The organism is Prauserella endophytica (assembly GCF_005146945.1).
Taxonomy (GTDB): domain Bacteria; phylum Actinomycetota; class Actinomycetes; order Mycobacteriales; family Pseudonocardiaceae; genus Prauserella_A; species Prauserella_A endophytica.
Window position 1 is genome coordinate 85,438 of the sequence record NZ_SWMS01000011.1, and the last position, 20,887, is coordinate 106,324.

Sequence of the window (20,887 nt, forward strand, 5' to 3'; positions counted from 1 at the left end):
CTGAGTAGCTTAAGGCCGTGTACTTCGCCGAGCTCTCGTCTCCGCAGGTGGAAGCGTTACGAGAGAGCGGACGGGTACCGGTGCTGCTGCTGCCGGTCGGGGCGGTCGAGCCGCCGGGCCCGTATGCTCCGCTTGGCACCGGCTCGCTGATCGCGAAAGGCGTGTGCGAGCGGGCGGCGGCCCGCCTCGCCGGTGACGAGCGGGTCCGTGCGCTGATCCTGCCGATGCTGTCCTACGGCGTCACCGGGTTCCCGGAGCCGGGCACCGTGCCGATCGGCGCGGAGACGCTGCATGGTCTCGTCGTCGACGTCTGCACGGCCCTCGCCCGGCAGGATCTGCCCCGTGTCGTGGTGGTCAACAGCCACCCCGGCTCCGCTCACCGCGCGGCACTGCGCCGCGCCGTGCACACGGTGGAGAGCCGGTACGGGCGGCGGATCGCCCACGTCGACCTCGACGGCAGGCCGGGGACCGGCTGTTCCGCGGCCTCGCTCGTGCTCGCGGAGCGGCCGGAGCTCGTGGACACCGAGCAGGTCAAGGCGCGCGGCACCGACGGCGTGGCCGCCTTCGAGACGCTCACCACGATGCTCGTGGACGTGATCCGCAAGCTGGCCTGCTCGCCCTGAGACGCACGGCCCTTCCGCGGTGGGCTGCGCGGGAGCCCGATGCAGTGAAGGCCACCATCACTGCGTTGAACGCAGGCAAGGTGGCCTTCACTGCATCGGCTCGCCCTCCGCGAAGACCGGCCACAACGCAGCGAAGGCCACCATCACTGCGCCCACCCGTCTCCCACCACCACCCAAACGGAGGCACTCCGCGCCGCTGTGCTTGATTCCACGCAGGCATGGTGGCCTTCACTGCATCGTGAGGCGCCGGTAGTCGCTGAGCCGGGCGGCGGCGTCGAGCATGGCGAGGCCCTGTGCGGTCAGCCTTCGCTGCCAGCTCACCAGCGCAGCGGAGAGCGCTTCGGTGCCGCCCGCCGATCGGATCTGGCGGACCACCTCCGCGATGTGCTCCAGCGGGTAACCGCCGCGCCGGAGCAGGTGGGCGAGCTCGGCGTCGCGGACGTCGGCGGCGGTGAAGACGCGGTAGCGGGTGAGCGGATCCCTTGCGGGGCAGAGGATTCCGGCCTCCTCCCAGTTGCGCAGCGTCGCCGGGGTGACCCGGAGCCTGCGGGCCAGCTCGCCGATCGTCAGCGTGCCGGGGTGACCCGATCGGCCCGGAGTGGGGCCGGACTCCGCCGTCAGGTGAGCGACGGCCGCACGCACCGCGCGGAGGGTGTCCCGGTCGCGCAGCAGCTGGTCGTGCCCCTGGTCGATCAGTACCAGCGCGGCCTCGGCGTTTCCCTCCACGAAGGCGTTCATGATCCGGCCCGCGGCCGCGTGCCCGTAGGCGGGCACGAGCGCGAGGAAGGCGCGCAACGCCGCCGCGTGCACCTCGGTGTAGATCCGGTACCCGCTGGGCGTGCGCTCGGCGGGCGGGAGGAACCCGGAGCGCTCGTAGTTGCGCACCGCCTGCGTCGAGAGGCCGTGCTCGCGCGCGAGGTCGGCCGGCCGCGATCTGCCCATCGGTTTGAGACTTTAACGCCCTACTCGCTGGTCAATCCGAGGAGAGTCTCAACCGAGTTTTCAACGATACGATTCGTGGACATGACTCAGGACATTCGCGACTTCGTGACCGCGTCGACCGGCCTGCTCGCCTTCGGGGAGCCGACCCACCTGGAGCCCGCCTTCGGGCGGATCCGCAACGAACTGTTCGCCCGGCTCACCGACCACGGCTTCTCCTCCATCGCACTGGAAACCGACCGCGTGGCCGCGCTCGCCGTGCACGACTTCGTCCACAATGGAGTGGGCACCCTCGAACAGGCGATGCGGGACGGCTTCTCGCACAGGTTCGGGGAACTGGAGACCAACCGGCGGCTGGTCGCCTGGATGCGGGAGTACAACGAGAACCGCCCCGAGCACGAGCGCCTGGCCTTCCACGGCTTCGACATGTCCACGGAGATGATGAGCGCGCCCAGCCCTCGGACCTATCTGGAACACGTCCGCGACTACCTCGCGCTCGACCTCGACCTGGCGAGCCTCACCGGTGACGACGAGCGGTGGAGCCGCACGGAGGCGGTGCTGGATCCGGCCGTGTCGGTCGGCGCCACGGCCGAGGCGGACCGGCTGCGGGTGCTCGCCGACGACCTGCTCACCACGCTCCACGCCCGCGCCCCGGAGCTGATCGCGGCGACGTCGCCCGCGGAGTGGCACCGGGCCAGGATCCACCTCGGTTCCGCACTCGGGCTGCTGTGCTACCACCGGCAGGCGGCGGAGCGGGTGGACGACACCACGCGGTGGACCCGCCTGGCCGTGATCCGCGACGCGCAGATGGCCAGGAACCTTCTCGACATCCGCGAGATCGAGGCGCCGAGGGGCCGGACGCTGGTCTTCGCCCACAACCTGCACCTGCAGCGCAACCCGAGCCACCTGATGCTGGGCCCGATGCCGCTCCAGTGGTTCAGCGCGGGCGCCATCGTGGCGTCGCTGCTGGGCGAGCAATACACGTTCGTCGCGGGCAGCCTCGGCCGCAGCGATGCCCTCGCGCTGTCCGAGCCCGGACCGGACACCTACGAGGCGTTCCTGCAGCGCCTCACCTCCTCCTGGGCGCTGGTCCCGGCGACGGCGGTCACCGGCACCCGCCCGCGGACAGACCAGACCCCGGAGCAGGGCTACTTCCCGCTCGAACAGCCTGTGCTCGACACGGCGGACGCCGTGCTGCACGTCAGCGGGACCGCGAAGGTGCCGGTGCCGGGCGGGAGGAGCTGACGCGGCGGGCCGGGGCCGCTCAGGCGGGCCCGGCCATCGCCGCGACGCGGCGGGCCAGCCGCGCGGCGGCCTCGCGCAGCTCCGGCGGGTCCAGGACCTGCGCCTCGAAACCCAGGCGCGCCACGTGCATCGCGAGCCAGTCGAGGTCGTCCCCGCCCGCGGCGAGCACGCACCAGCCGTCGCCGTCCTCCTCGACGCGGCCCACCTGCGGCGGCACCAGCTGGCGCACCTCGTCGACATCGGCGCGCAGCCGCACTCGCGCGAGGTAGCGGTACGGCGCCGCGGTGACGGACCGCTGCACATAGGCGACCGGGTCCGGATGGTCCCTCGGCCGGAACCGCCAGGTCGTCGCCACCAGCTCGCGCATCCGGTCGAGGCGGAAGGTGCGCCAGTCGGCGCGGCCGACATCCCAGGCCATCAGGTACCAGCGGCGGCCGGTGGCGACCATCCGCACCGGCTCCACCGTGCGTTCGGTCTGCCCGCCGTCGCGGCCCGCGTAGCCGAACCGCACCCGCACGGCGTCGCGGCAGGCCCTGGCGAGGGTCACCAGCACTTCCGCGTCGATCTCGACGCCGGGGCCGACGAGGGTCTCGGTGGCGCCGTGGACCGCGCGCACCTCGGCGCGCAGCCGGGGCGGCATCACCTGGTCGAGCTTGGCGAGCGCCCGCAGCGCCGCCTCGCCAGCACCGGCGACCGTGCCACCCGACGCGAGCCGCAGTGACACCGCCGTCGCGATCGCCTCGTCGTCGTCGAGCAGCAGCGGAGGCAGGCGGGTGCCCGCGCCGAGCTGGTAACCACCGCCGACGCCCGCCGTCGCGTGCACGGGGTAGCCGAGCGCGCGCAGCCGTTCCACGTCGCGGCGCACCGAGCGGTCGGTCACCCGCAGTTCGGCGGCGAGCTCGGCGGCCGTCCAGGACGGCCGCCGCTGGAGCAGCGCCAGCAGCCGCAGTACCCGTTCGGTGGTCGCCTCGACGGTCATTCTCCGATCGTTCCACAGATCACGGAACGAAACTGTCCGCTATTCGCGAGAGGCTGTGGACATGACATGGAACGCCCTGCTGCGAGAACAGATCGACTGGCACTGGACCCACCAGCTGCGCGGCCGCCTCGACGGGCTCACCGACGCCGAGTACTTCTGGGAACCGGGGCCCGGCTGCTGGAATGTCCGCCCGCGCGGCACCGGCAGCGCGCCGGTGCAGGCTGGGTCCGGCGCGATGACGATCGACTTCGCGATCCCGGAGCCCGATCCGCCACCGCTGACGACGATCGCCTGGCGGCTCGGGCACGTGATCGTCGGCGTGCTTGCGATGCGCAACGCCTCGCATTTCGGTCGCGCGCCGACGGACTACGACTCGTTCGACTACGCACCGACCGCCGCGGACGCACTGGCGCAGCTGGACACGGAGTACGCCACCTGGCTGGCCGGCGTCGAGTCCCTCGGTGAGGCCGGCCTCGACCGGCCGTGCGGCGCCGCGGAGGGTCCGTACGCCGACCATCCCCTCGCGACACTGGTGTTGCACATCAACCGAGAGCTCATCCACCATCTGGCCGAGGTGTGCCTGCTCCGCGACCTCTACGCGCACACCCACCAGGCGATCCGGCAGGAGGCGAGCTGACATGGCCCGCGATGTCCAGTTCACGTTCGACTGCGCCGACCCGGCCGCGCTCTCCGCGTTCTGGGCCGAGGCGCTCGGCTACCAGGTGCAGGCTCCGCCGCCCGGCTTCGACTCGTGGGACCAGGCGCTCGAGGCGTGGGGCGTGCCGCCCGAGCGCCGCAACGACGCCTCGGCGGCCGTCGACCCCGAGGGCGGGCGGCCGAGGCTGTTCTTCCAACGGGTGCCGGAGGGCAAGCAGGCCAAGAACCGCGTGCACCTCGACGTGCGCGCCGCGCCGGGACTCGAGGGCGAGGAGCGGATGGCCGCGCTGGAGGCGGAGGCCGAGCGGCTCGTCACCCACGGCGCCAAGCGGCTCGAACGGCACGAGCCCGCTCCGCCGCTCGCCTTCGGTCACATCGTGATGGCCGACCCCGAGGGCAACGAGTTCTGTTTGGACTGACCCGCGGTGGCAGGCCGCGGGGCGGGGATCCTCGGCAGCACGCCGGCGGTGCCGAGCGCGGAGTGGACGGCGGCCTCGGCGAGCGCGGCCAGCTCGCGCCGGTCGGCGGCGCGCCCGGGCGCGATCTCGGGGCACACGAACACCTCCAGCACGAGCCCGCGCAACCGGGCGACGCGGCGCAGGGAGGCGATGAGCGACTCCGAGCCGATGAACGCGGGCTCCGTCGTCTCCCTGCCGTCGGCGAGCCGGTAGCGCAGCGCCACCGGCCGCACGGGCACACCGCCGTCGATGGCGGCCTGGAACGTCGCGGGCCGGAACCGGCCCGACGCGCGGCCGCACCACGTGGTGCCCTCCGGAGTCACGCTCACGAGCGAGCCCCCGCGCAGTGCCTCGGCCAGCTCTGCCATCGTCGCGGGCAAAGTGGACAGTCGCTCGCGGTCGAGGAAGATGTTGCCCGCGCGGGAGACCAGGCCACCGAGCACCGGCCAGCCAGCGATCTCCTTCTTGGCGAGCGCCCGCATCGGACGGACCGCGTTGATACCCACGATGTCGAGCCACGAGATGTGGTTGTTGACCACCAGCGCGCCACGCCCGCTGCCGTCGAGGCCGCCGTGCACCACGAGCCGCACGCCGAACGCGGCGAGGACGCCGCGGAAGACGAGCCGCACCACGCGCTGCCTGCCGGGCAGCACCACGAGCAGCGGCGCGACGAGCAGCGCCACGAACACCACGCCCACCGCGGCGCACAGTCGCCCCGCCCTGCGCACCACCCCGACGGAGGGTGCGCCGGAGGTCAGGCAGCCGTCTCCGCACGGGGAGGCGGGCATCCAGGCATGGCTCACAGTTCCACCCCGAGGAAGAACTTCAGGTACCGCGCGTCCACCCGGTGCAGGTCCAGCAGCACGAAGAAGTCGGCGACCCCGAACGCGGGGTCGAGGGCGGGTGGGCCGCACACCTGCGCGCTCAACCGGACGTAGCCCTTGAGCAGCGGGGGGAGCACCGGCCGCGCGGGGCGCGCGACGTCGTCGCACTCCCACGGGTGCAGCGGGGTGACCCGGTGCGACTCGGGTGCGTAGTACCTGTTCCGGACCAGGTCCCACACGCCGGCGGCCGTCGAGCCGCCGTCGTCGAGCGGCACCGAGGCGCACCCGGCGAGGTAGCGGTGCCCCGACAGCAGCATGTACCGCGCGATGCCCGCCCACACCAGGCTCACGACGGCGCCGCTGCGGTGGGCGGGGTCGACGCACGAGCGGCCCGTCTCCACGAGCGAGGGCCGCAGCGCGGCGAGGCTGGTGAGGTCGAACTCGGTGTCGGCGTAGAGCTTGCCCGCGCTCGTGGCGCGGTCCGGCGGCAGCATCCGGTAGGTGCCGACGATGTCGCCGGTGGTGTCGTCCCTGACCACGAGGTGGTCGCAGAACTCGTCGAAGTGGTCGACGTCGAGGCCGGGTTCGAGGGAGTCGAGGGTGGCCCCCATCTCCTCGGCGAACACCCGGTAGCGGAGCCGCTGCGCGGCGAGTACCTCGGCGTTGTCGTTGGCGACGAGCAGCGAGTACTTCGCTGTCCCCTCACCCGTCCGGTCAGTGCTGGCCAGTAGCTGCGACCGCGTCATGCCCGAATGGTCGCCCCGCGAGGGAAACCGCGAAGGGTTCCGGCCGTGACCGAGGGCTGCACAGTGCGTTAACGGCGAGTTCTCAGCCTTTTCTCAGCCGCGCTCGGCGCACCCCGAACGCAGTGAAGGCCACCATCACTGCGTTGAACGCAGGCATGGTGGCCTTCACTGCGGTTGAGCGAAAGGGGTCAGCCCTTGCGCTTGGCGACCTCTTCGGTCAGCTGGGGGGCGACGTTGAACAGGTCGCCCACCACGCCGAAGTCGGCGATCTCGAAGATCGGTGCCTCGGGGTCCTTGTTCACCGCGACGATCGTCTTCGAGGTCTGCATGCCGGCGCGGTGCTGGATCGCGCCGGAGATGCCGAGCGCGACGTACAGCTGCGGCGACACGGTCTTACCGGTCTGCCCGACCTGGAACTGTGCCGGGTAGTAGCCGGAGTCCACGGCGGCACGCGAGGCGCCGACGGCCGCGCCGAGCGCGTCGGCCAGCTTCTCGACGACCTCGAACTTCTCCGCGGAGCCGACGCCGCGGCCGCCGGAGACGACGATCGACGCCTCCGTCAGCTCGGGGCGGTCACCGCCGACGACCGGCTCCACACCGGTGATCTTCGCGGACTTCGCCGCGTCCACGGCGGGCAGCGACACGGTCTCCTCCGCCGCGGCGCCCTCGGCCGCCTCGGCCTCGACACCACCGGGACGCACCGAGATGACCGGGGTGCCCTTGGCGGCCTTGGCCTTCACGGAGAAGGCGCCACCGAAGATGGACTGGTCCACCGAACCGTCGGAGTTGACACCGACCGCGTCGACCAGCAGACCGCCGCCGAGGCGGATCGCGAGCCTGCCCGCGATCTCCTTGCCCTCGGAGGTCGCGGCCACGAGCACGGCGGCGGGCGAAGCCTGCTCCGCGACCGTGGACAGCGCGTCGACCTTCGGGGTCACGAGGTAGCCGTTCGCGTCGTCGGACTCCGCGACGTACACCTTCGCGGCGCCGTAGGACGCCAGCGACTCCTTCACCTTGCCGGCCGTGCCGGGCGCGCCGACGACGACCGCGGACGGCTCGCCGAGGGCACGGGCCGCGGTCAGCAGCTCGTAGGTGACCTTCTTGACCTCACCGTCGACGTGGTCGACGAGCACCAGTACTTCAGCCATGAGTTCGTCTCCTTGTCGTCTCAGATGAGCTTCTGGCCGACCAGGTACTCGGCGACCTTCGAGCCACCGTCACCCTCGTCCTCGACCCGCTGGCCGGCGGTGCGCGGCGGCTTCGGCGAAGCCTCCAGCACGGTCGACCAGGCGTTGCCGAGGCCGACCTCGCCCGCGTCGACCCCGAGGTCGGCGACGGTGAGGGTCTCCACCGGCTTCTTCTTCGCGGCCATGATGCCCTTGAACGACGGGTACCTCGGCTCGTTGATCTTCTCGGTCACGCTCACGACGGCGGGCAGGCTCGCCTCGAGGTGGGTGATGCCCTCCTCGGTCTCGCGGTCGACCTTGATGCCGCCGCCGTCGACGGTCAGCTGCCGCGCGTGGGTCAGCTGCGGGAGGCCGAGCAGCTCGGCGAGCATCGCGGGGATGGCTCCGCCGCGACCGTCCGAGGCCTCGTTACCGGCGATCACCAGGTCGTACTCGACCTTGCCGAGCGCGGCGGCGATGACCTTGGCGGTCGCCACCATGTCGGAGCCGTGCAGCGACTCGTCGGAGACGTGGATGGCCTTGTCCGCGCCCATCGAGAGGGCCTTGCGGATGGCGTCGGTGGCGCGGTCGGGGCCGACGCACAGGACGGTCACCTCGCCCTCGCCTGCCTCCTTGATCTTGAGCGCCTCCTCGACGGAGCGCTCGTTGATCTCGTCGATCACGGCGTCGGCCGACTCACGGTCCAGGGTGTGGTCACCCTCGGAGAGCTTGCGCTCCGAGTACGTGTCCGGCACCTGCTTGACCAGGACAACGATGTTGGTCATGGATCTCCTTAGGCGCACGCAGGGCGTTACTGGGCGGTAGATTATTCGGATTTTCCGTGGCTGGCGCGCCGAGGTGACGGCCTTCACCTGGATTCGCGATTTATTAGGACCATAGTCCCACTAGTCGGGGATGCGCCACGAAGACTACATCGGGTACCCGTTCCAGCGCCGAAAGTCGCAACCGGCTGCTTCTAATGGGTGGATGCAGGGTCTAGCCTCCGGGACGTGCCCGTTGCAGTGATCACCGATTCCACCGCCTGTATCCCGGACCAGCTCGCGGCCCAATGGGGCATCGCCGTCGTCCAGGTCCAGATCGTGGCCGGCGACCGGATCGACGACGAGTCCCGGTTCGACCGGGCCGAGTTGATCGAGCTGCTGCGCTCAGGGCAGCACGTCAGCACGAGGCCGCCCGATCCGGGCGCCTTCTTCTGGACCTACCAGGACGCCGTGAGCGCCGGCGCCGACGCGATCATCAGCCTGCACATCTCCAGCAAGATGTCGGCGACGCTGGAGGCGGCCCGCGAGGCTGCGCAGCAGGTCAAGGTGCCCGTGTACGTCCTGGACAGCGCGACCACGAGCATGAGTCTCGGCTTCGCCGCGCTCTCGGCCGCCCGCACGGCGGCCGCGGGCGGGCAGGTACAGCGCGTCATGGAGGCCGCCGACCGCAGGGTCAGGGCGAGCAGCGAGCTGATCTACGTGGACACGCTGGAGTACCTGCGCCGAGGCGGACGGATCGGAGCTGCGTCGGCGATGCTCGGCACGGCACTGGCGATCAAACCGCTGCTGACCGTGGACAACGGCCAGGTCGCACCCCTCTCGCGGGTGCCGGGGACCAAGCGGGCGCTGAACAAGCTCGCCGACCTCGCCGTGGAGCGGGCCGGGGAACACAAGGTGGACATCGCGGTGGCGTGCGCGACGCCGTCGGACCGCGAGCTGACGCTGGTGCAGCAGCTGCGCAGCCGCGTGCCCGGGCTCAACGAGATCATGCTCGTGCAGGCGAGCACGGTGATCGCCGCGCACGTGGGCCCCGGTGCGCTGGGCGTCACGGTCTCGCCAACCACCTGAGCGGAACTCGCCGCCGGGCGCCCGCGTTGGATAATCGCCCGCAACAGGACAGACCCGCCCCGCCGGAAGGACCACGATGGGATCGCTGTTCAACAAGGTGGCCCGCTTCGCGAGGAGCCCGCAGGGCCGTCGCATGATCGCCGAGGCGCAGCGGATGGCCAAGGATCCGCACAAGCGCAAGCAGGCAATGAACGCGCTCAACAAGCTCCGCGGCAAGGGCCACAAGGGCGGCGGCACACCGCCGTACCGGCCTCACTGAGCCTCGCGGCTACCCTCGGCGCGTGACGACCACACGCGCCGAGGCACTGCATCTCACCGGTGAGCGCACCGTGCCGGGGGTGCCGGAGGAGAACTACTGGTATGCCCGGCACGAGGCCGCCTATCTCGCACTGCTGCCGTACTGCACGGACGCGACGGTGCTGGAGGCCGGCTGCGGCGAGGGCTACGGCGCCGCGCTCATCGCCCGGCACGCGCGGCGCGTGCTGGCGCTGGACTACGACGAGCAGGCCATCGCGCACGTCGGGCGCCGCTACCCCGGCGTCGGCCCGGTGCGGGGAAACCTGGCGTTCCTGCCGGTCGGCACGGCCGCCGTCGACGTGGTCGCCAACTTCCAGGTGATCGAGCACCTCTGGGACCAGGACGGCTTCCTCGCCGAGTGCCACCGGGTACTGCGACCCGGCGGCAGGTTGCTCGTCACCACTCCCAACCGGCTCACGTTCACCCCCGACAGCGACACCCCGCTGAACCCCTACCACACCAGGGAACTCGCACCGTCCGAATTGGACGAACTGCTGCGGGCGAACGGCTTCGAGGTGGAACTGCTGCACGGTCTGCACCACGGCGAGGCCGTGCGCGCGCTCGACGAGCGCTACGGCGGATCGATCATCGACGCGCAGCTCGACGTCGTCATGGGCAACCTGCCAGGGCAGGCGACGTGGCCCGAGGCGCTGCTCGCCGACGTCGCCGCGATCAGGGCCACGGACTTCGCGATCCACGGCGAGGGCCTGGACGCGAGCCTCGACCTCGTCGCGGTGGCGGTGCGGCCGTGAGCGAGCGCGAGGGAACGTTCTGCCTGGTCCTGCACAGCCACCTGCCGTGGCTGGCCCACCACGGGAACTGGCCGGTCGGAGAGGAATGGCTGTACCAGGCGTGGGCGCATTCGTACCTGCCGATCGCCGACCTGCTGCGCCGCTTCGCGCACGAGGGCAAGCGCGACGTGCTGACGCTCGGCGTCACCCCGGTGCTCGCCGCACAGCTCGACGATCCGTACTCGCTGCGCGCCTTCCACGACTGGCTCGGCCACTGGCAGCTGCGCACGGAGCACGCGGCGACGCTGTGGCGGGGACAGCCGCTGCTGGCCGACCTCGCCGCACGGGAGCACCGGGCCGCCACGGGCGCGCTCGGCGAGTTCGAAAAGCGGTGGCGCCACGGGTTCTCCCCCATTCTCCGGTCGCTTGTGGACAGTGACGTGGTGGAGCTGCTCGGGGGCCCGCTGACGCACCCGTTCCAGCCGCTGCTGGACGAGCGGGTGCGCTCCTTCGCCCTGCGCGGCGGGCTCGCCGACACCGCGTTGCGCACCGGGCACCGTCCCGCGGGCATCTGGGCGCCCGAATGCGGGTACGCACCGGGCATGGAAAGCGGCTACGCCAATGCGGGGGTGGAACGTTTCCTCGTGGACGGCCCTTCGCTGCGCGGCGACACCTCCGCCGCGCGCACGGTCGGCGAGTCGGACGTGGTGTGCTTCGGGCGCGACCTGGAGGTCACCTACCGGGTGTGGTCGCCGAAGGCGGGCTACCCCGGACACGCGGCGTACCGCGACTTCCACACGTGGGCGCACGAGGTGGGGCTCAAGCCCTCGCGGGTCACCGGCAAGCACATCGAGCCCTCCGACAAGGCGCCCTACGACCCGGCGCTCGCGGCGGACACACTTCGCGTGCACGTCAAGGACTTCGTGGACACGGTGGTGTCCCGGCTGCGGGAGCTGCGCGCGAAGCAGGGGCGCGAGGCGCTCGTGGTGGCGGCCTACGACACCGAGCTGTTCGGCCACTGGTGGCACGAGGGACCGGCGTGGCTGGAGGGCGTGCTGCGCGCCCTGCCGGAGGCGGGGGTGCGGGTCACGACGCTGCGCGGCGCCGTGGAGGCCGGGCACGTCGCTGGGCCGGTGGAGCTACCCGCGTCGTCGTGGGGCTCCGGCAAGGACTGGCGGGTCTGGGACGGCGAGCAGGTCGCCGACATGGTGCGCGCCAACGCGGAGCTGCAGGAGCGGCTGCTCGCCCTCGACCTCTCGGGAGCGGGCCGCGACCCGGTTGCCGACCAGCTGGTGACCGAGGCGCTGCTGGCCCTCTCCAGCGACTGGGCGTTCATGGTCACCAAGGACTCGGCCGCCGACTACGCGCGCAGGCGCGCCCGCGAGCACACCGAGCGCTTCGACGAGCTGGCCGGGCTGCTGCGCTCCGGCGACCCGTCGGCAAGGGAGCGCGCGGCCGCGTTCCGCGCGCTGGCGCACCCGTTCGGCCACGTCGACGCGCGGGCACTGGGCCACGGGGTCACCCATGCGGGCGGCTGACGCCGACCATTAGCGGGATTAACCGTTCCCGCGGGGCGGCGCGGTGGTCCACTTTCGACCATGGTCAGCACATCGTCAGCACGCAGGCTCCGGCTCCTCACGGCGCTGCTCGCCTGTCTGGTCGTGTTCGCGGCGCCCGCCACCGCGGCGGCGTCGGCAGGTCCCAAGGGACAGCTCAAGGTCCACGCCAAGGCGGACAAGAGCGTCGTCAAGGTCAACGAGAAGGTCAAGATCAAGGGAGGGCTCGACGTCCTCTCCGGCGGGAGCGGGCACGACGCAACGAGCGGCCGTGAGCCCGTGCTGTTGCAGTCGCTGCAGGCCGGGGTGTGGGTGAACGTGAGCACGGGCTGGTGCAGGCCGAACGGCGGCTTCAGCCTCAGCGTCAGTTTCGATCTCGCGGCGTCGCTGTCGCTGCGGGTGTTCCATCCGGAGACCGACCTCTACGCGTCGGCCTACTCCGGGGTGTTCTCGCTCGTCGTCACCTGATCGCCGAGGCCGTCGTCGTCGCGGTGCCGGCCGTGATCACCGCGCGGTTGCGCTCCGCGGCGAGCGGCAGGGCCACCTTCACGACCCTGCGGTCGTAGGTGAGCAGCCCGTTCACCTCGTTCTCCACGTCGGTGGTCTGCGTGTAGATCGCACCGGAGAGCCCTAACCCGCGCACGACCGACTCCAGGTCCTCGCTCACCTCGACGTACCGCCGGGTCAGCTCGTCCCGGCTCGCCGTCATCTCGTAGGCGATCGGCTCGCCGGGCCAGACGTGACCCGCCACCACGAGGCCCAGCCCGCCGTACTCGCCGTCGACCGTCGCCCGGTGGTCGTGCACGAGCGGGCGGCCGGGGCCGACGTAGGTGTGGTCGTCGTAGACGTCGCCTGCGCCCGAGTCCGGGTGCGAGTGGCAGCAGTTCACGCCGCTGTCGGCGACCACGAGCCGCGCGGGGTCCGACTCCTTCAGCTCCTTGGCGACGCGGGCGGTGTCGTACTCGCCCCAGCCCTCGTTGAACGGAACCCACGCGACGATCGACGTCACCCCGCGCAGCTGCGCGACGATCTCGGCCAGCTCCGCCTCGAACCGCTGCCGGGAACGCTCCACCGGCGGCGCCTGCGGCCCCGGCGGGTTGTCCAGCACCACCGGCAGCGACGGGATGTCCTGCCACACCAGCAGGCCCAACCGGTCGGCCCAGTGGTACCAGCGTGCGGGCTCCACCTTCACGTGCTTGCGCACGGTGTTGAAGCCCAGGGCCTTGGTCTGCTCCAGGTCGAACCGCAGCGCCTCGTCCGTCGGCGCCGTGTAGATCCCGTCGGGCCAGTAGCCCTGGTCGAGCGGTCCGTGCTGGAACATGATGTGCCCGTTGAGGGCGATCCTCGGCCTGCCCTCGGCGTCGGGCATCAGGCTCACCGTGCGCAGGCCCGCACAGCTCGTCACCTCGTCGATCACCGCGCCGTCGGCGCCCAGCACGCGCACGGTGAGGTCGTAGAGGTACGGGTCGCCGGGGCTCCACGTGCGCGGGTCGGCCACGTCGAGCCGGATCGCCTCGCCGGGCACGCCACTCGCCCGCGCGACCTCGGCTCCGCCCGGCTCGGCGGCCACGGCCTCCACCCGCTCGCCGCCCGCGTGCGCCACGTGTGCCGTGACGTCGAGGCCGCGCACGTCTGAGCCGAGGTCGAGCCGCTCGACGTACACGTGCGGCACGGCCTCCAGCCACACGGTCTGCCAGATGCCGGAGGCGCCGGTGTAGAGGATCCCGCCGGGCTGGTTGGCCTGCTTGCCGACGGGGAACGTGCCGCTGTTGCCGTGGTCGTCGGCACGCACCACGACCTCCTGCTCGCCATCCGGCCGCAGCACGTCGGTGACGTCGGCGCTGAACGCGGTGTAGCCGCCCTCGTGCCGCGTGACGAGCTGGTGGTTCACCCATACCGTCGCCACCTGGTCGACGGCCCCGAAGTGCAGCAGGACGCGCCCGCCTCGCCAGTCGGCCGGGACCTCGAAGGTCCTGCGGTACCACATCTCCTCGGCCCGCCGTCCGATCCCGGACAGGGCCGACTCGGGTGGGAAGGGCACGACGATGTGCTCGCCACCGCGCGGCTCGCCCCCGGCGGCGCGGCTGGAGAACTCCCACCGGCCGTTGAGGCTGCGCCAGCGCTCGCGCACCAGCTGGGGGCGGGGATGCTCGGGCAACGGGTCCGCGGGGTCCACCTGGCCGGTCCACGGCGTGGTCAGCACTGGTGGCGGTGTCATGCCTGTCATCGTCCTCGATACTGGCAGAGCAACGCGGAGGTGTCGCACACGTGATGCGACTCGTGAGTAACCTCCACCTATGCGCGTGCTGATGCTCTCGTGGGAGTACCCGCCCGTGGTGGTCGGCGGGCTCGCCCGGCATGTCCACGCACTGGCCCGTCATCTCGTCCAGGGCGGACACGACGTGACCGTGCTGTGCAGGCACGCGGCAGGCACCGACGCCGAGACACACCCGGCGACGGACCGCGTGGTCGAGGGCGTGCGGATCATCCGCGTCGCCGAGGACCCGATGCACGTGACGTTCGAGCGGGATCTGGTGGCGTGGACGCTGGCCATGGGCCACGCCATGGTGCGGGCGGGCACCGAGCTGCTGCGCACGTGGCGGCCAGACGTCGTGCACGCCCACGACTGGCTGGTCACCCACCCCGCCATCGCGCTCGCCGACGCCGCGCGCGTTCCGCTCGTCGGCACGATCCACGCGACCGAGGCGGGCAGGCACTCCGGCTGGCTCTCCCACCCGCTCAACCAGCAGGTGCACTCGGTGGAATGGTGGCTGGCCAACCGCTCGGACGAGCTGATCACGTGCTCGCAGGCGATGCGCCGCGAGGTGGCGCACCTGTTCGAGGTCTCCCCCGAGGGCATCACCGTGATCCACAACGGCATCGAGGAGCGCACCTGGCGGGTTCCGCAGGACGAGATCGCCGAGGCCCGCGACCGGCACAGCCCGGACGGCGCGCCGCTGCTGCTCTACTTCGGCAGGCTCGAATGGGAGAAGGGCGTGCAGGACCTGCTGGCCGCGCTGCCCGCGATCCGCAAGCGCCATCCGGGCACCCGGCTCGTGGTGGCGGGCAAGGGAAGGCACCTGGAGGAACTCGTCGGGCAGGCACGCAAGCTGCGCCTGGTGCGGGCGGTGGACTTCGTCGGCCACCTCTCCGACCGTGAACTGCGGGCCGTGCTGGCGGCCTCCGACGCCGTGGTGCTGCCCAGCAGGTACGAGCCGTTCGGGATCGTCGCGCTGGAGGCCGCCGCCGCGAAGCGCCCGCTCGTGGCGTCCACGGCGGGCGGACTCGGCGAGGTGGTGGTGGACGGCGAGACGGGGCTGGCGTTCGAGCCCGGCGACGTCACCGCCATCGCCGGCGCCGTGGACGCCGTGCTCGCCGACGCCGAGGCGGCCGGCGTGCGCGCGCTCGCGGCCCAGTCGCGCCTGGCCGCCGACTTCGACTGGGCCAGGATCGCCGCCGCCACCGCCCGCGTGTACCGGCGCGCCAGGGTCGGCGAGCCGCAGGTGCTGGGCCGCCCCAAGATCGCCACCGGCAACGCCTTCGAGCCCTAGAAAACCGGCAGCGGTACGCCGCGCTCGTTCTCCGGGCGCGGACCGTGGATGCGACGCTCCGACTCGGCGATGCGGTGGTCGTTGATGCTCGCCTCGCGCCGGCGCATCAGGCCGTCGTCGGTGAACTCCCACAGTTCGTTGCCGTAGCTGCGCCACCACTGCCCCGAGCTGTCACGGCACTCGTACTGGAAGCGCACGGCGATCCGGTTGCCACGGAAGCCCCACAGCTCCTTGCGCAGCGCGTAGTCCAGCTCGCGCTCCCACTTCTCGCGCAGGAACTCGACGATCTGCGCGCGGCCGACGATGTGGCGGTCACGGTTACGCCACACGGAGTCCTCCGTGTAGGCGAGCGCGACGCGCTCGGGGTCGCGCGTGTTCCAGGCGTCCTCGGCGGCCTGGACCTTCTGCGCGGCGGTGGTCTCGTCGAACGGCGGGAACGGGGGACGCGCCATGGGCTCACTCCTCCACGAGCAAGGGAGAACGGACGTTCTCGACTGGCCGTCTACGATAGAGAATGATCGTTCTCCACACCAGGGGTGAGCCGATGGATCGCGACGAGGCCACGACCAGACTGCTCGACGCCGCCGAGCGGGAGTTCTACGAGCGCGGCATCCAGTCGGTCGGCATGGACGTGATCCGGGCGCGCTCCGGCGTGTCGCTCAAGCGCCTCTACCAGTGCTTCCCCTCGAAGGAGACGCTCGTGGAGGCGTACCTGCGGCGGCGGGACGAGCGCTGGCGGCGCTCGCTGGCCGAGCACGTGAGCACGCGTGCCCTGTCGGCGGAGGACGCACCGCTGGCCGTGTTCGACTGGCTGCACGCGTGGTTCGCCGAGGAGGGTTTCCGCGGCTGCGCGTTCATCAACTCCTTCGGCGAGCTGGGCGCGACGTCACCGCGCGTCGCCGGGGTCGACAGGGCGCACAAGGACGCCCTGCGGGCCTACCTGCGCGGCCTCACGGCGGCACTCGACGTCGCCGACCCGGACGCGCTCGCCGACCAGCTGCTCACCCTCGTCGAAGGGGCCACGGTGATCGCCGCGATGTCCGGCGACCCGTCCGCCGCCCACACCGCGAAGGCCGCCGCGAAGACCCTGCTGGCCGCAGCGCTGCAGTGAAGGCCACCATCACTGCGTGGATCAACACGGTGGCGCGCAGCGTCCCCTCTTGGGTGGTGGGGGAGACGGGTGGGCTCAGGCATGGTGGCCTTCACCGCAGTCGGCGGAGCCCTCAGGAGCGGTAGCGCTCCACGTAGCGCGCGTGGGCCTCGGCCTCGGCTGCCTCCTTGGCGGCGTTGCGCGTCGCGCGCCCCGAGCCGTACCGGTAGCCGTGCTTGACGAGCTTGTGCTCGCAGCTCTCCTCCAGATAGGCCAGCGAGTAGAAGTAGCCCACCAGGAGCGCCATCAGGCACAGCGAGAGCCGCAGACCGAGCGGCCCCGGCAGCAGCAGCCACACCGAGGCCAGCGGCAGTACCAGCACCGAGCTCCGCGCGGCACCGCGCAGGAACCAGGTTCGGCCGGTGACGTCGTGCAGCACCCATTCGCGCAGCCGCGCGGGCAGCCTGCCCCCCGCCGCGTACCACAGCCATTGGAAGGGGTTCGGTCGCGCGCTCGCCATGCTTAACAGGCTAATGGTTAGCGTACTAACTGATAAGGTGAGGCTCGTGACATCGATCGACCTGGGAGACGACCCGCTGGCCCTCGACCGGCAGGTCTGCTTCGCGCTGTCCGTCGCCTCGCGCAGCGTCATCGCGATCTACCGGCCGCTGCTGGAGCCGTACGGCCTCACCCACCCGCAGTACCTCGTGCTGCTCGCGCTGTGGGAGCGCTCGCCGAGGTCGGTCAGGGACCTCAGCCAGACGCTGCGCTCCGAGCCCGCGACGCTCTCGCCGCTGCTCAAGCGGCTCGAGGCCCTCGGATACGTCACGCGGCAGCGCAACGCGAGCGACGAGCGTTCGCTCGCCGTCGCGCTCACGGAGAAGGGCCGGGAACTTCGCCAGGAGGCCGAGAAGATCCCCTACCAGGTCGTGGAACGCCTCGGCATGGAACTGTCCGAACTGGAGGCCCTCCACACCGCACTGGCACGCGTACTCGAGGCCACCAAGACCCACTGACCGCAGTGAAGGCCACCTTGCCTGCGTTGAACGCAGGCAAGGTGGCCTTCACTGCGGTCGCGGCTACCCGGCCGTGGCGTTGGTCAGGTAGCGCGCGTAGGCGCCAGTGGTGAGGAAGCTCGGCAGCTTCTCGCCAAGGGCCGTCTCGACGAAGATCTCCCGAGCGTCGGCCAGCCGGTTGCCGTCGCCGAGATCGGCGCGGACCGAGGCCATCTCCTCGTCGAGCCATTCGGTCACCAGCTCGCGGGTGACCAGCGTGCCGTCGTCGAGCTTGGTGCCGTTGCGGATCCACTGCCACACCTGGCAGCGCGCGATCTCCGCGGTGGCGGCGTCCTCCATGAGATTGGAGATCGCCGCCGCGCCGGTGCCCCGCAGCCACGCGTCGACGTAGCGCAGCGCGACGTTGATGTTCGCCCGCAGGCCCTGCTCGGTCACCTCGCCACCGGCGCTGGCCACGTTGAGCAGGTCGTCCTCGGTGATCTCCACGTCCTCGCGCAGCCTGCCGAGCTGGTTCGGCCAGCCGCCGAGCACGTCGTCGAACACCTCGCGGCACACCGGCACCAGGCCGGGGTGCGCGACCCACGAGCCGTCGAAGCCGTCACCGGCCTCGCGCTCCTTGTCCTGCCGGACCTTCTCCAGCGCGGTCGCGTTCACCTCGGGGTCCCTGCTCGGGATGAACGCCGCCATGCCGCCGATCGCGTGCGCGCCGCGCCTGTGGCACGTCCGCACCAGCAGCTCGGTGTAGGCCCGCATGAACGGCACGGTCATCGTCACCTGGGCGCGGTCGGGCAGCACGAAGTCCTGCCCCGCCGCGCCGAAGGTCTTGATGAGGCTGAAGATGTAGTCCCACCGGCCCGCGTTGAGCCCCGCCGCGTGCTCGCGCAGCTCGTAGAGGATCTCATCCATCTCGAACGCCGCGGTGATCGTCTCGATCAGCACGGTCGCCCTGATGGTGCCCCTCGGCAGACCCAGCTCCCGCTGCGCGAGGCGGAAGACGTCGTTCCACAGCCGCGCCTCGAGATGGCTCTCCAGCTTCGGCAGGTAGAAGTACGGTCCGCTGCCCTTGGCCACGAGCCGCCTCGCGTTGTGGAAGAAGAAGAGACCGAAGTCGACGAGGCTTGCCGACACGGGGCGGCCGTCGATCCGGATGTGCTTCTCCACCAGGTGCCAGCCACGCGGCCGGGCGACGATCGTCGCCGGGTCGTCCCCGACCGCGTAGCGCTTGCCGTTGTCGGTGAAGTCGATGTTCCGCCGGATCGCGTCGAACAGGTTGAGCTGGCCGCCCACCACGTTGCTCCACGTCGGCGAGGTGGCGTCCTCGAAATCGGCGAGCCACACCTTCGCGCCGGAGTTCAGCGCGTTGACCGTCATCTTGCGGTCGGTGGGCCCGGTGATCTCGACGCGCCGGTCCTCCAGCCCCGGGGCGGGCGGCGCGACCTGCCAGGAGTCGTCGCCGCGGATCCAGCGCGTCTCGGGGAGGAAGCCGAGCTTCTCCTCGCCCGAGGCGATCCGGTCCCGCCTGCGCCGCCTGGCGTCGAGCAGTTCCCGCCGACGGCCGGCGAACGCGTTGTCCAGCTTCGCCACGAACTCCAGCGCCGCCGGGGTGAGGATCTCGTCGAACCGGTCACCGGTGGGGCCGGTGACCTCGAGCCGGTAGTTGAGCGTGTCAGCCATCTCGTCGTCCCTTCTGAAAGGGCTGCTCTCCTAGAACTGGGCCTCTTCGGTCGAACCGGTGAGCGCGGTGGTCGAGCTCTCCGGGTTGAGCGCCGTGCTGACCTGGTCGAACCAGCCGGTGCCGACCTCGCGCTGGTGCTTGGTGGCGGTGTAGCCGCGCTCCTCGGCGGCGAACTCGCGCTCCTGCAGGTCCACGTAGGCGGTCATGCCGTCGGCGGCGTAGCCCTTGGCCAGGTCGAACATCGAGTAGTTCAGGGCGTGGAAGCCGGCCAGCGTGATGAACTGGAACTTGTAGCCCATGTGGCCGAGCTCGCGCTGGAACTTCGCGATGGTCGCGTCGTCCAGGTGCTTCTTCCAGTTGAACGACGGCGAGCAGTTGTAGGCCAGCATCTGGTCCGGGTACTTCGCCTTGATGGCCTCGGCGTACTGGCGGGCGACCTCGAGGTCGGGCTCGGAGGTCTCCATCCACAGCAGGTCCGCGTACTCGGCGTAGGCGAGGCCGCGGTCGATGCACGGCTCGATGCCGTTGCGGACCTTGTAGAAGCCCTCCGACGTGCGCTCGCCGGTGATGTACTTCTGGTCGCGCTCGTCCACGTCGCTGGTGATCAGCGTCGCGGCCTGCGCGTCGGTGCGGGCGATGACGAGGCTCGGCACGTCGAGCACGTCGGCCGCGAGGCGTGCGGCGTTGAGGGTGCGCTCGTGCTGCTTGGTCGGGATGAGCACCTTGCCGCCGAGGTGGCCGCACTTCTTCTCCGACGCGAGCTGGTCCTCCCAGTGCACGCCGGCGGCTCCCGCGGCGATCATGCCCTTCATCAGCTCGAACGCGTTGAGCGGACCACCGAAGCCCGCCTCGGCGTCGGCGACAATCGGGGCGAACCAGTCGATGTCGGTGTTGCCCTCGGCCCAGGTGATCTGGTCGGCGCGGCCCAGCGCGTTGTTGATGCGGCGAACGACGGCGGGCACCGAGTTGGCCGGGTACAGGCTCTGGTCGGGGTAGGTCTGGCCGGCCAGGTTGGCGTCGGCCGCCACCTGCCAGCCGGAGAGGTAGATCGCCTTGAGGCCTGCGCGGACCTGCTGCACCGCCTGGTTACCGGTGAGCGCACCCAGCGAGTGCACGTAGTCCTCGGTGTGCAGGAGCTTCCACAGCTTCTCGGCGCCGCGCCGGGCCAGCGTGTGCTCCTCGACGACGCTGCCGCGCAGCTTCACCACGTCCTGGGCGGTGTAGGACCGCTTCACGCCCTTCCAGCGCGGGTCGGTCTCCCACTTCTTCGCCAGCTCCGCGGCTGCCTGCTCGAGGTTCTGAACCATTGGACGTCTCCACCTTTGCAAACTTTGCGATTGCCTCGCTGTCCGTCTGACCATGACATGTGCTGCGGAAACGACGCCACAGCTCCAATTTGCCAATTTCTGCGAAATCTCCGTAGCATGTTGCGAAGGTTGCGAAGCGCCGCTTCACACGTCACAGAAAAGTTGGGGACTGAACCG

The 20,887-nt window shown here is 71.2% G+C and carries 23 protein-coding genes; 12 read left to right on the top strand and 11 right to left on the bottom strand.

Annotation, left to right across the window (positions count from 1 at the left end; genetic code table 11):
- Positions 1-17 precede the first annotated feature (17 nt).
- Positions 18-623, top strand: a complete 606-nt coding sequence (locus tag FCN18_RS20355; protein ID WP_112272752.1) for a creatininase family protein — start codon at positions 18-20, stop codon at positions 621-623.
- A 228-nt stretch (positions 624-851) separates the two neighbouring features.
- On the opposite strand, the gene FCN18_RS20360 is transcribed toward FCN18_RS20355, so the two are convergent.
- Positions 852-1,565 carry a TioE family transcriptional regulator gene (locus FCN18_RS20360; protein ID WP_112272754.1) on the bottom strand — a complete coding sequence of 238 codons (714 nt, stop codon included), beginning with the start codon at positions 1,563-1,565 and terminating at the stop codon, positions 852-854.
- Between the two features lie 81 nt (positions 1,566-1,646).
- On the opposite strand from FCN18_RS20360, the gene FCN18_RS20365 reads away from it, so the two are divergent.
- On the top strand, positions 1,647-2,807 hold the full coding sequence (locus tag FCN18_RS20365) for an erythromycin esterase family protein (protein ID WP_113641231.1): 1,161 nt from the start codon (positions 1,647-1,649) through the stop codon (positions 2,805-2,807).
- Between the two features lie 19 nt (positions 2,808-2,826).
- On the opposite strand, the gene FCN18_RS20370 is transcribed toward FCN18_RS20365, so the two are convergent.
- A complete protein-coding gene (locus tag FCN18_RS20370) occupies positions 2,827-3,786 on the bottom strand; it encodes a helix-turn-helix transcriptional regulator (RefSeq protein WP_137095861.1) in 960 nt (319 codons plus the stop codon).
- A 61-nt stretch (positions 3,787-3,847) separates the two neighbouring features.
- Between FCN18_RS20370 and FCN18_RS20375 the strand changes: the two genes are divergently transcribed.
- Positions 3,848-4,423 (top strand): DinB family protein, encoded by a 576-nt coding sequence (locus FCN18_RS20375; protein WP_112272758.1) that lies wholly within the window; start codon positions 3,848-3,850, stop codon positions 4,421-4,423.
- 1 nt (position 4,424) lies between these two features.
- Complete coding sequence (locus tag FCN18_RS20380; protein ID WP_112272761.1) at positions 4,425-4,862, top strand: VOC family protein; 438 nt, start codon at positions 4,425-4,427, stop codon at positions 4,860-4,862.
- Here the strand turns inward: FCN18_RS20380 and FCN18_RS20385 are convergent.
- The 4 genes from FCN18_RS20385 to FCN18_RS20400 form a co-directional block, all read right to left on the bottom strand.
- Positions 4,814-5,704 (bottom strand): lysophospholipid acyltransferase family protein, encoded by an 891-nt coding sequence (locus FCN18_RS20385; protein ID WP_137095862.1) that lies wholly within the window; start codon positions 5,702-5,704, stop codon positions 4,814-4,816. The two genes, FCN18_RS20380 and FCN18_RS20385, sit on opposite strands and share 49 nt — an antisense overlap.
- Positions 5,701-6,471 (bottom strand): GNAT family N-acetyltransferase, encoded by a 771-nt coding sequence (locus tag FCN18_RS20390; RefSeq protein WP_112272765.1) that lies wholly within the window; start codon positions 6,469-6,471, stop codon positions 5,701-5,703. The genes FCN18_RS20385 and FCN18_RS20390 overlap by 4 nt, the downstream gene beginning before the upstream one ends.
- Positions 6,472-6,659: 188 nt before the next feature.
- A complete protein-coding gene (locus FCN18_RS20395; RefSeq protein WP_112272767.1) occupies positions 6,660-7,619 on the bottom strand; it encodes an electron transfer flavoprotein subunit alpha/FixB family protein in 960 nt (319 codons plus the stop codon).
- A 20-nt stretch (positions 7,620-7,639) separates the two neighbouring features.
- Positions 7,640-8,422 carry an electron transfer flavoprotein subunit beta/FixA family protein gene (locus tag FCN18_RS20400; RefSeq protein ID WP_112272769.1) on the bottom strand — a complete coding sequence of 261 codons (783 nt, stop codon included), beginning with the start codon at positions 8,420-8,422 and terminating at the stop codon, positions 7,640-7,642.
- A gap of 225 nt (positions 8,423-8,647) precedes the next feature.
- On the opposite strand from FCN18_RS20400, the gene FCN18_RS20405 reads away from it, so the two are divergent.
- From FCN18_RS20405 to FCN18_RS20425, 5 genes are all read left to right on the top strand, one after another.
- Entirely contained in the window at positions 8,648-9,487 is an 840-nt protein-coding gene (locus tag FCN18_RS20405; protein WP_112272771.1) for a DegV family protein, read from the top strand.
- A gap of 76 nt (positions 9,488-9,563) precedes the next feature.
- A complete protein-coding gene (locus tag FCN18_RS20410) occupies positions 9,564-9,746 on the top strand; it encodes a hypothetical protein (protein WP_112272773.1) in 183 nt (60 codons plus the stop codon).
- A 22-nt stretch (positions 9,747-9,768) separates the two neighbouring features.
- Positions 9,769-10,536 (top strand): class I SAM-dependent methyltransferase, encoded by a 768-nt coding sequence (locus tag FCN18_RS20415; protein WP_112272775.1) that lies wholly within the window; start codon positions 9,769-9,771, stop codon positions 10,534-10,536.
- Positions 10,533-12,053 carry a 1,4-alpha-glucan branching protein domain-containing protein gene (locus tag FCN18_RS20420; protein ID WP_137095863.1) on the top strand — a complete coding sequence of 507 codons (1,521 nt, stop codon included), beginning with the start codon at positions 10,533-10,535 and terminating at the stop codon, positions 12,051-12,053. Before FCN18_RS20415 ends, FCN18_RS20420 begins: the two co-directional genes overlap by 4 nt.
- A gap of 60 nt (positions 12,054-12,113) precedes the next feature.
- Positions 12,114-12,539: a hypothetical protein gene (locus tag FCN18_RS20425; RefSeq protein WP_228714056.1), complete on the top strand. Its 426-nt coding sequence runs from the start codon at positions 12,114-12,116 to the stop codon at positions 12,537-12,539.
- On the opposite strand, the gene FCN18_RS20430 is transcribed toward FCN18_RS20425, so the two are convergent.
- On the bottom strand, positions 12,532-14,298 hold the full coding sequence (locus tag FCN18_RS20430; RefSeq protein ID WP_137095864.1) for a glycoside hydrolase family 2 protein: 1,767 nt from the start codon (positions 14,296-14,298) through the stop codon (positions 12,532-12,534). The genes FCN18_RS20425 and FCN18_RS20430 overlap by 8 nt on opposite strands.
- Before the next feature lie 70 nt (positions 14,299-14,368).
- Here FCN18_RS20430 and FCN18_RS20435 point away from each other — a divergent pair, with 70 nt between their 5' ends.
- Positions 14,369-15,622 carry a glycosyltransferase family 4 protein gene (locus FCN18_RS20435; protein WP_112272780.1) on the top strand — a complete coding sequence of 418 codons (1,254 nt, stop codon included), beginning with the start codon at positions 14,369-14,371 and terminating at the stop codon, positions 15,620-15,622.
- Here the strand turns inward: FCN18_RS20435 and FCN18_RS20440 are convergent.
- Positions 15,619-16,074 (bottom strand): nuclear transport factor 2 family protein, encoded by a 456-nt coding sequence (locus tag FCN18_RS20440; RefSeq protein WP_112272782.1) that lies wholly within the window; start codon positions 16,072-16,074, stop codon positions 15,619-15,621. The genes FCN18_RS20435 and FCN18_RS20440 overlap by 4 nt on opposite strands.
- A 92-nt stretch (positions 16,075-16,166) precedes the next feature.
- On the opposite strand from FCN18_RS20440, the gene FCN18_RS20445 reads away from it, so the two are divergent.
- Positions 16,167-16,733 carry a TetR/AcrR family transcriptional regulator gene (locus tag FCN18_RS20445; RefSeq protein WP_112273220.1) on the top strand — a complete coding sequence of 189 codons (567 nt, stop codon included), beginning with the start codon at positions 16,167-16,169 and terminating at the stop codon, positions 16,731-16,733.
- A gap of 112 nt (positions 16,734-16,845) precedes the next feature.
- Here FCN18_RS20445 and FCN18_RS20450 read toward each other — a convergent pair whose 3' ends face one another.
- Complete coding sequence (locus FCN18_RS20450) at positions 16,846-17,232, bottom strand: DUF5313 family protein (protein WP_112272784.1); 387 nt, start codon at positions 17,230-17,232, stop codon at positions 16,846-16,848.
- 46 nt (positions 17,233-17,278) lie between these two features.
- On the opposite strand from FCN18_RS20450, the gene FCN18_RS20455 reads away from it, so the two are divergent.
- Positions 17,279-17,728 (top strand): MarR family winged helix-turn-helix transcriptional regulator, encoded by a 450-nt coding sequence (locus tag FCN18_RS20455; protein WP_369973553.1) that lies wholly within the window; start codon positions 17,279-17,281, stop codon positions 17,726-17,728.
- A 63-nt stretch (positions 17,729-17,791) separates the two neighbouring features.
- Here FCN18_RS20455 and aceB read toward each other — a convergent pair whose 3' ends face one another.
- Positions 17,792-19,402 (bottom strand): malate synthase A, encoded by a 1,611-nt coding sequence (gene aceB, locus FCN18_RS20460; RefSeq protein ID WP_112272788.1) that lies wholly within the window; start codon positions 19,400-19,402, stop codon positions 17,792-17,794.
- A 30-nt stretch (positions 19,403-19,432) separates the two neighbouring features.
- The gene (aceA, locus tag FCN18_RS20465; RefSeq protein WP_113641202.1) at positions 19,433-20,710 is read right to left on the bottom strand and encodes an isocitrate lyase; all 1,278 of its coding nucleotides are present in this window, start codon (positions 20,708-20,710) and stop codon (positions 19,433-19,435) included.
- Positions 20,711-20,887: the final 177 nt, after the last annotated feature.

What these genes read in the sequence shown, in the direction of transcription:
- FCN18_RS20360 (WP_112272754.1), bottom strand. Translation starts at nt 1,565, where the DNA reads ATGGGCAGATCGCGGCCGGCCGACCTCGCGCGCGAGCACGGCCTCTCG.
- FCN18_RS20365 (WP_113641231.1), top strand. Translation starts at nt 1,647, where the DNA reads ATGACTCAGGACATTCGCGACTTCGTGACCGCGTCGACCGGCCTGCTC.
- FCN18_RS20370 (WP_137095861.1), bottom strand. Translation starts at nt 3,786, where the DNA reads ATGACCGTCGAGGCGACCACCGAACGGGTACTGCGGCTGCTGGCGCTG.
- FCN18_RS20375 (WP_112272758.1), top strand. Translation starts at nt 3,848, where the DNA reads ATGACATGGAACGCCCTGCTGCGAGAACAGATCGACTGGCACTGGACC.
- FCN18_RS20380 (WP_112272761.1), top strand. Translation starts at nt 4,425, where the DNA reads ATGGCCCGCGATGTCCAGTTCACGTTCGACTGCGCCGACCCGGCCGCG.
- FCN18_RS20390 (WP_112272765.1), bottom strand. Translation starts at nt 6,471, where the DNA reads ATGACGCGGTCGCAGCTACTGGCCAGCACTGACCGGACGGGTGAGGGG.
- FCN18_RS20395 (WP_112272767.1), bottom strand. Translation starts at nt 7,619, where the DNA reads ATGGCTGAAGTACTGGTGCTCGTCGACCACGTCGACGGTGAGGTCAAG.
- FCN18_RS20400 (WP_112272769.1), bottom strand. Translation starts at nt 8,422, where the DNA reads ATGACCAACATCGTTGTCCTGGTCAAGCAGGTGCCGGACACGTACTCG.
- FCN18_RS20410 (WP_112272773.1), top strand. Translation starts at nt 9,564, where the DNA reads ATGGGATCGCTGTTCAACAAGGTGGCCCGCTTCGCGAGGAGCCCGCAG.
- FCN18_RS20425 (WP_228714056.1), top strand. Translation starts at nt 12,114, where the DNA reads ATGGTCAGCACATCGTCAGCACGCAGGCTCCGGCTCCTCACGGCGCTG.
- FCN18_RS20430 (WP_137095864.1), bottom strand. Translation starts at nt 14,298, where the DNA reads ATGACAGGCATGACACCGCCACCAGTGCTGACCACGCCGTGGACCGGC.
- FCN18_RS20435 (WP_112272780.1), top strand. Translation starts at nt 14,369, where the DNA reads ATGCGCGTGCTGATGCTCTCGTGGGAGTACCCGCCCGTGGTGGTCGGC.
- FCN18_RS20440 (WP_112272782.1), bottom strand. Translation starts at nt 16,074, where the DNA reads ATGGCGCGTCCCCCGTTCCCGCCGTTCGACGAGACCACCGCCGCGCAG.
- FCN18_RS20445 (WP_112273220.1), top strand. Translation starts at nt 16,167, where the DNA reads ATGGATCGCGACGAGGCCACGACCAGACTGCTCGACGCCGCCGAGCGG.
- FCN18_RS20450 (WP_112272784.1), bottom strand. Translation starts at nt 17,232, where the DNA reads ATGGCGAGCGCGCGACCGAACCCCTTCCAATGGCTGTGGTACGCGGCG.
- aceB (WP_112272788.1), bottom strand. Translation starts at nt 19,402, where the DNA reads ATGGCTGACACGCTCAACTACCGGCTCGAGGTCACCGGCCCCACCGGT.
- aceA (WP_113641202.1), bottom strand. Translation starts at nt 20,710, where the DNA reads ATGGTTCAGAACCTCGAGCAGGCAGCCGCGGAGCTGGCGAAGAAGTGG.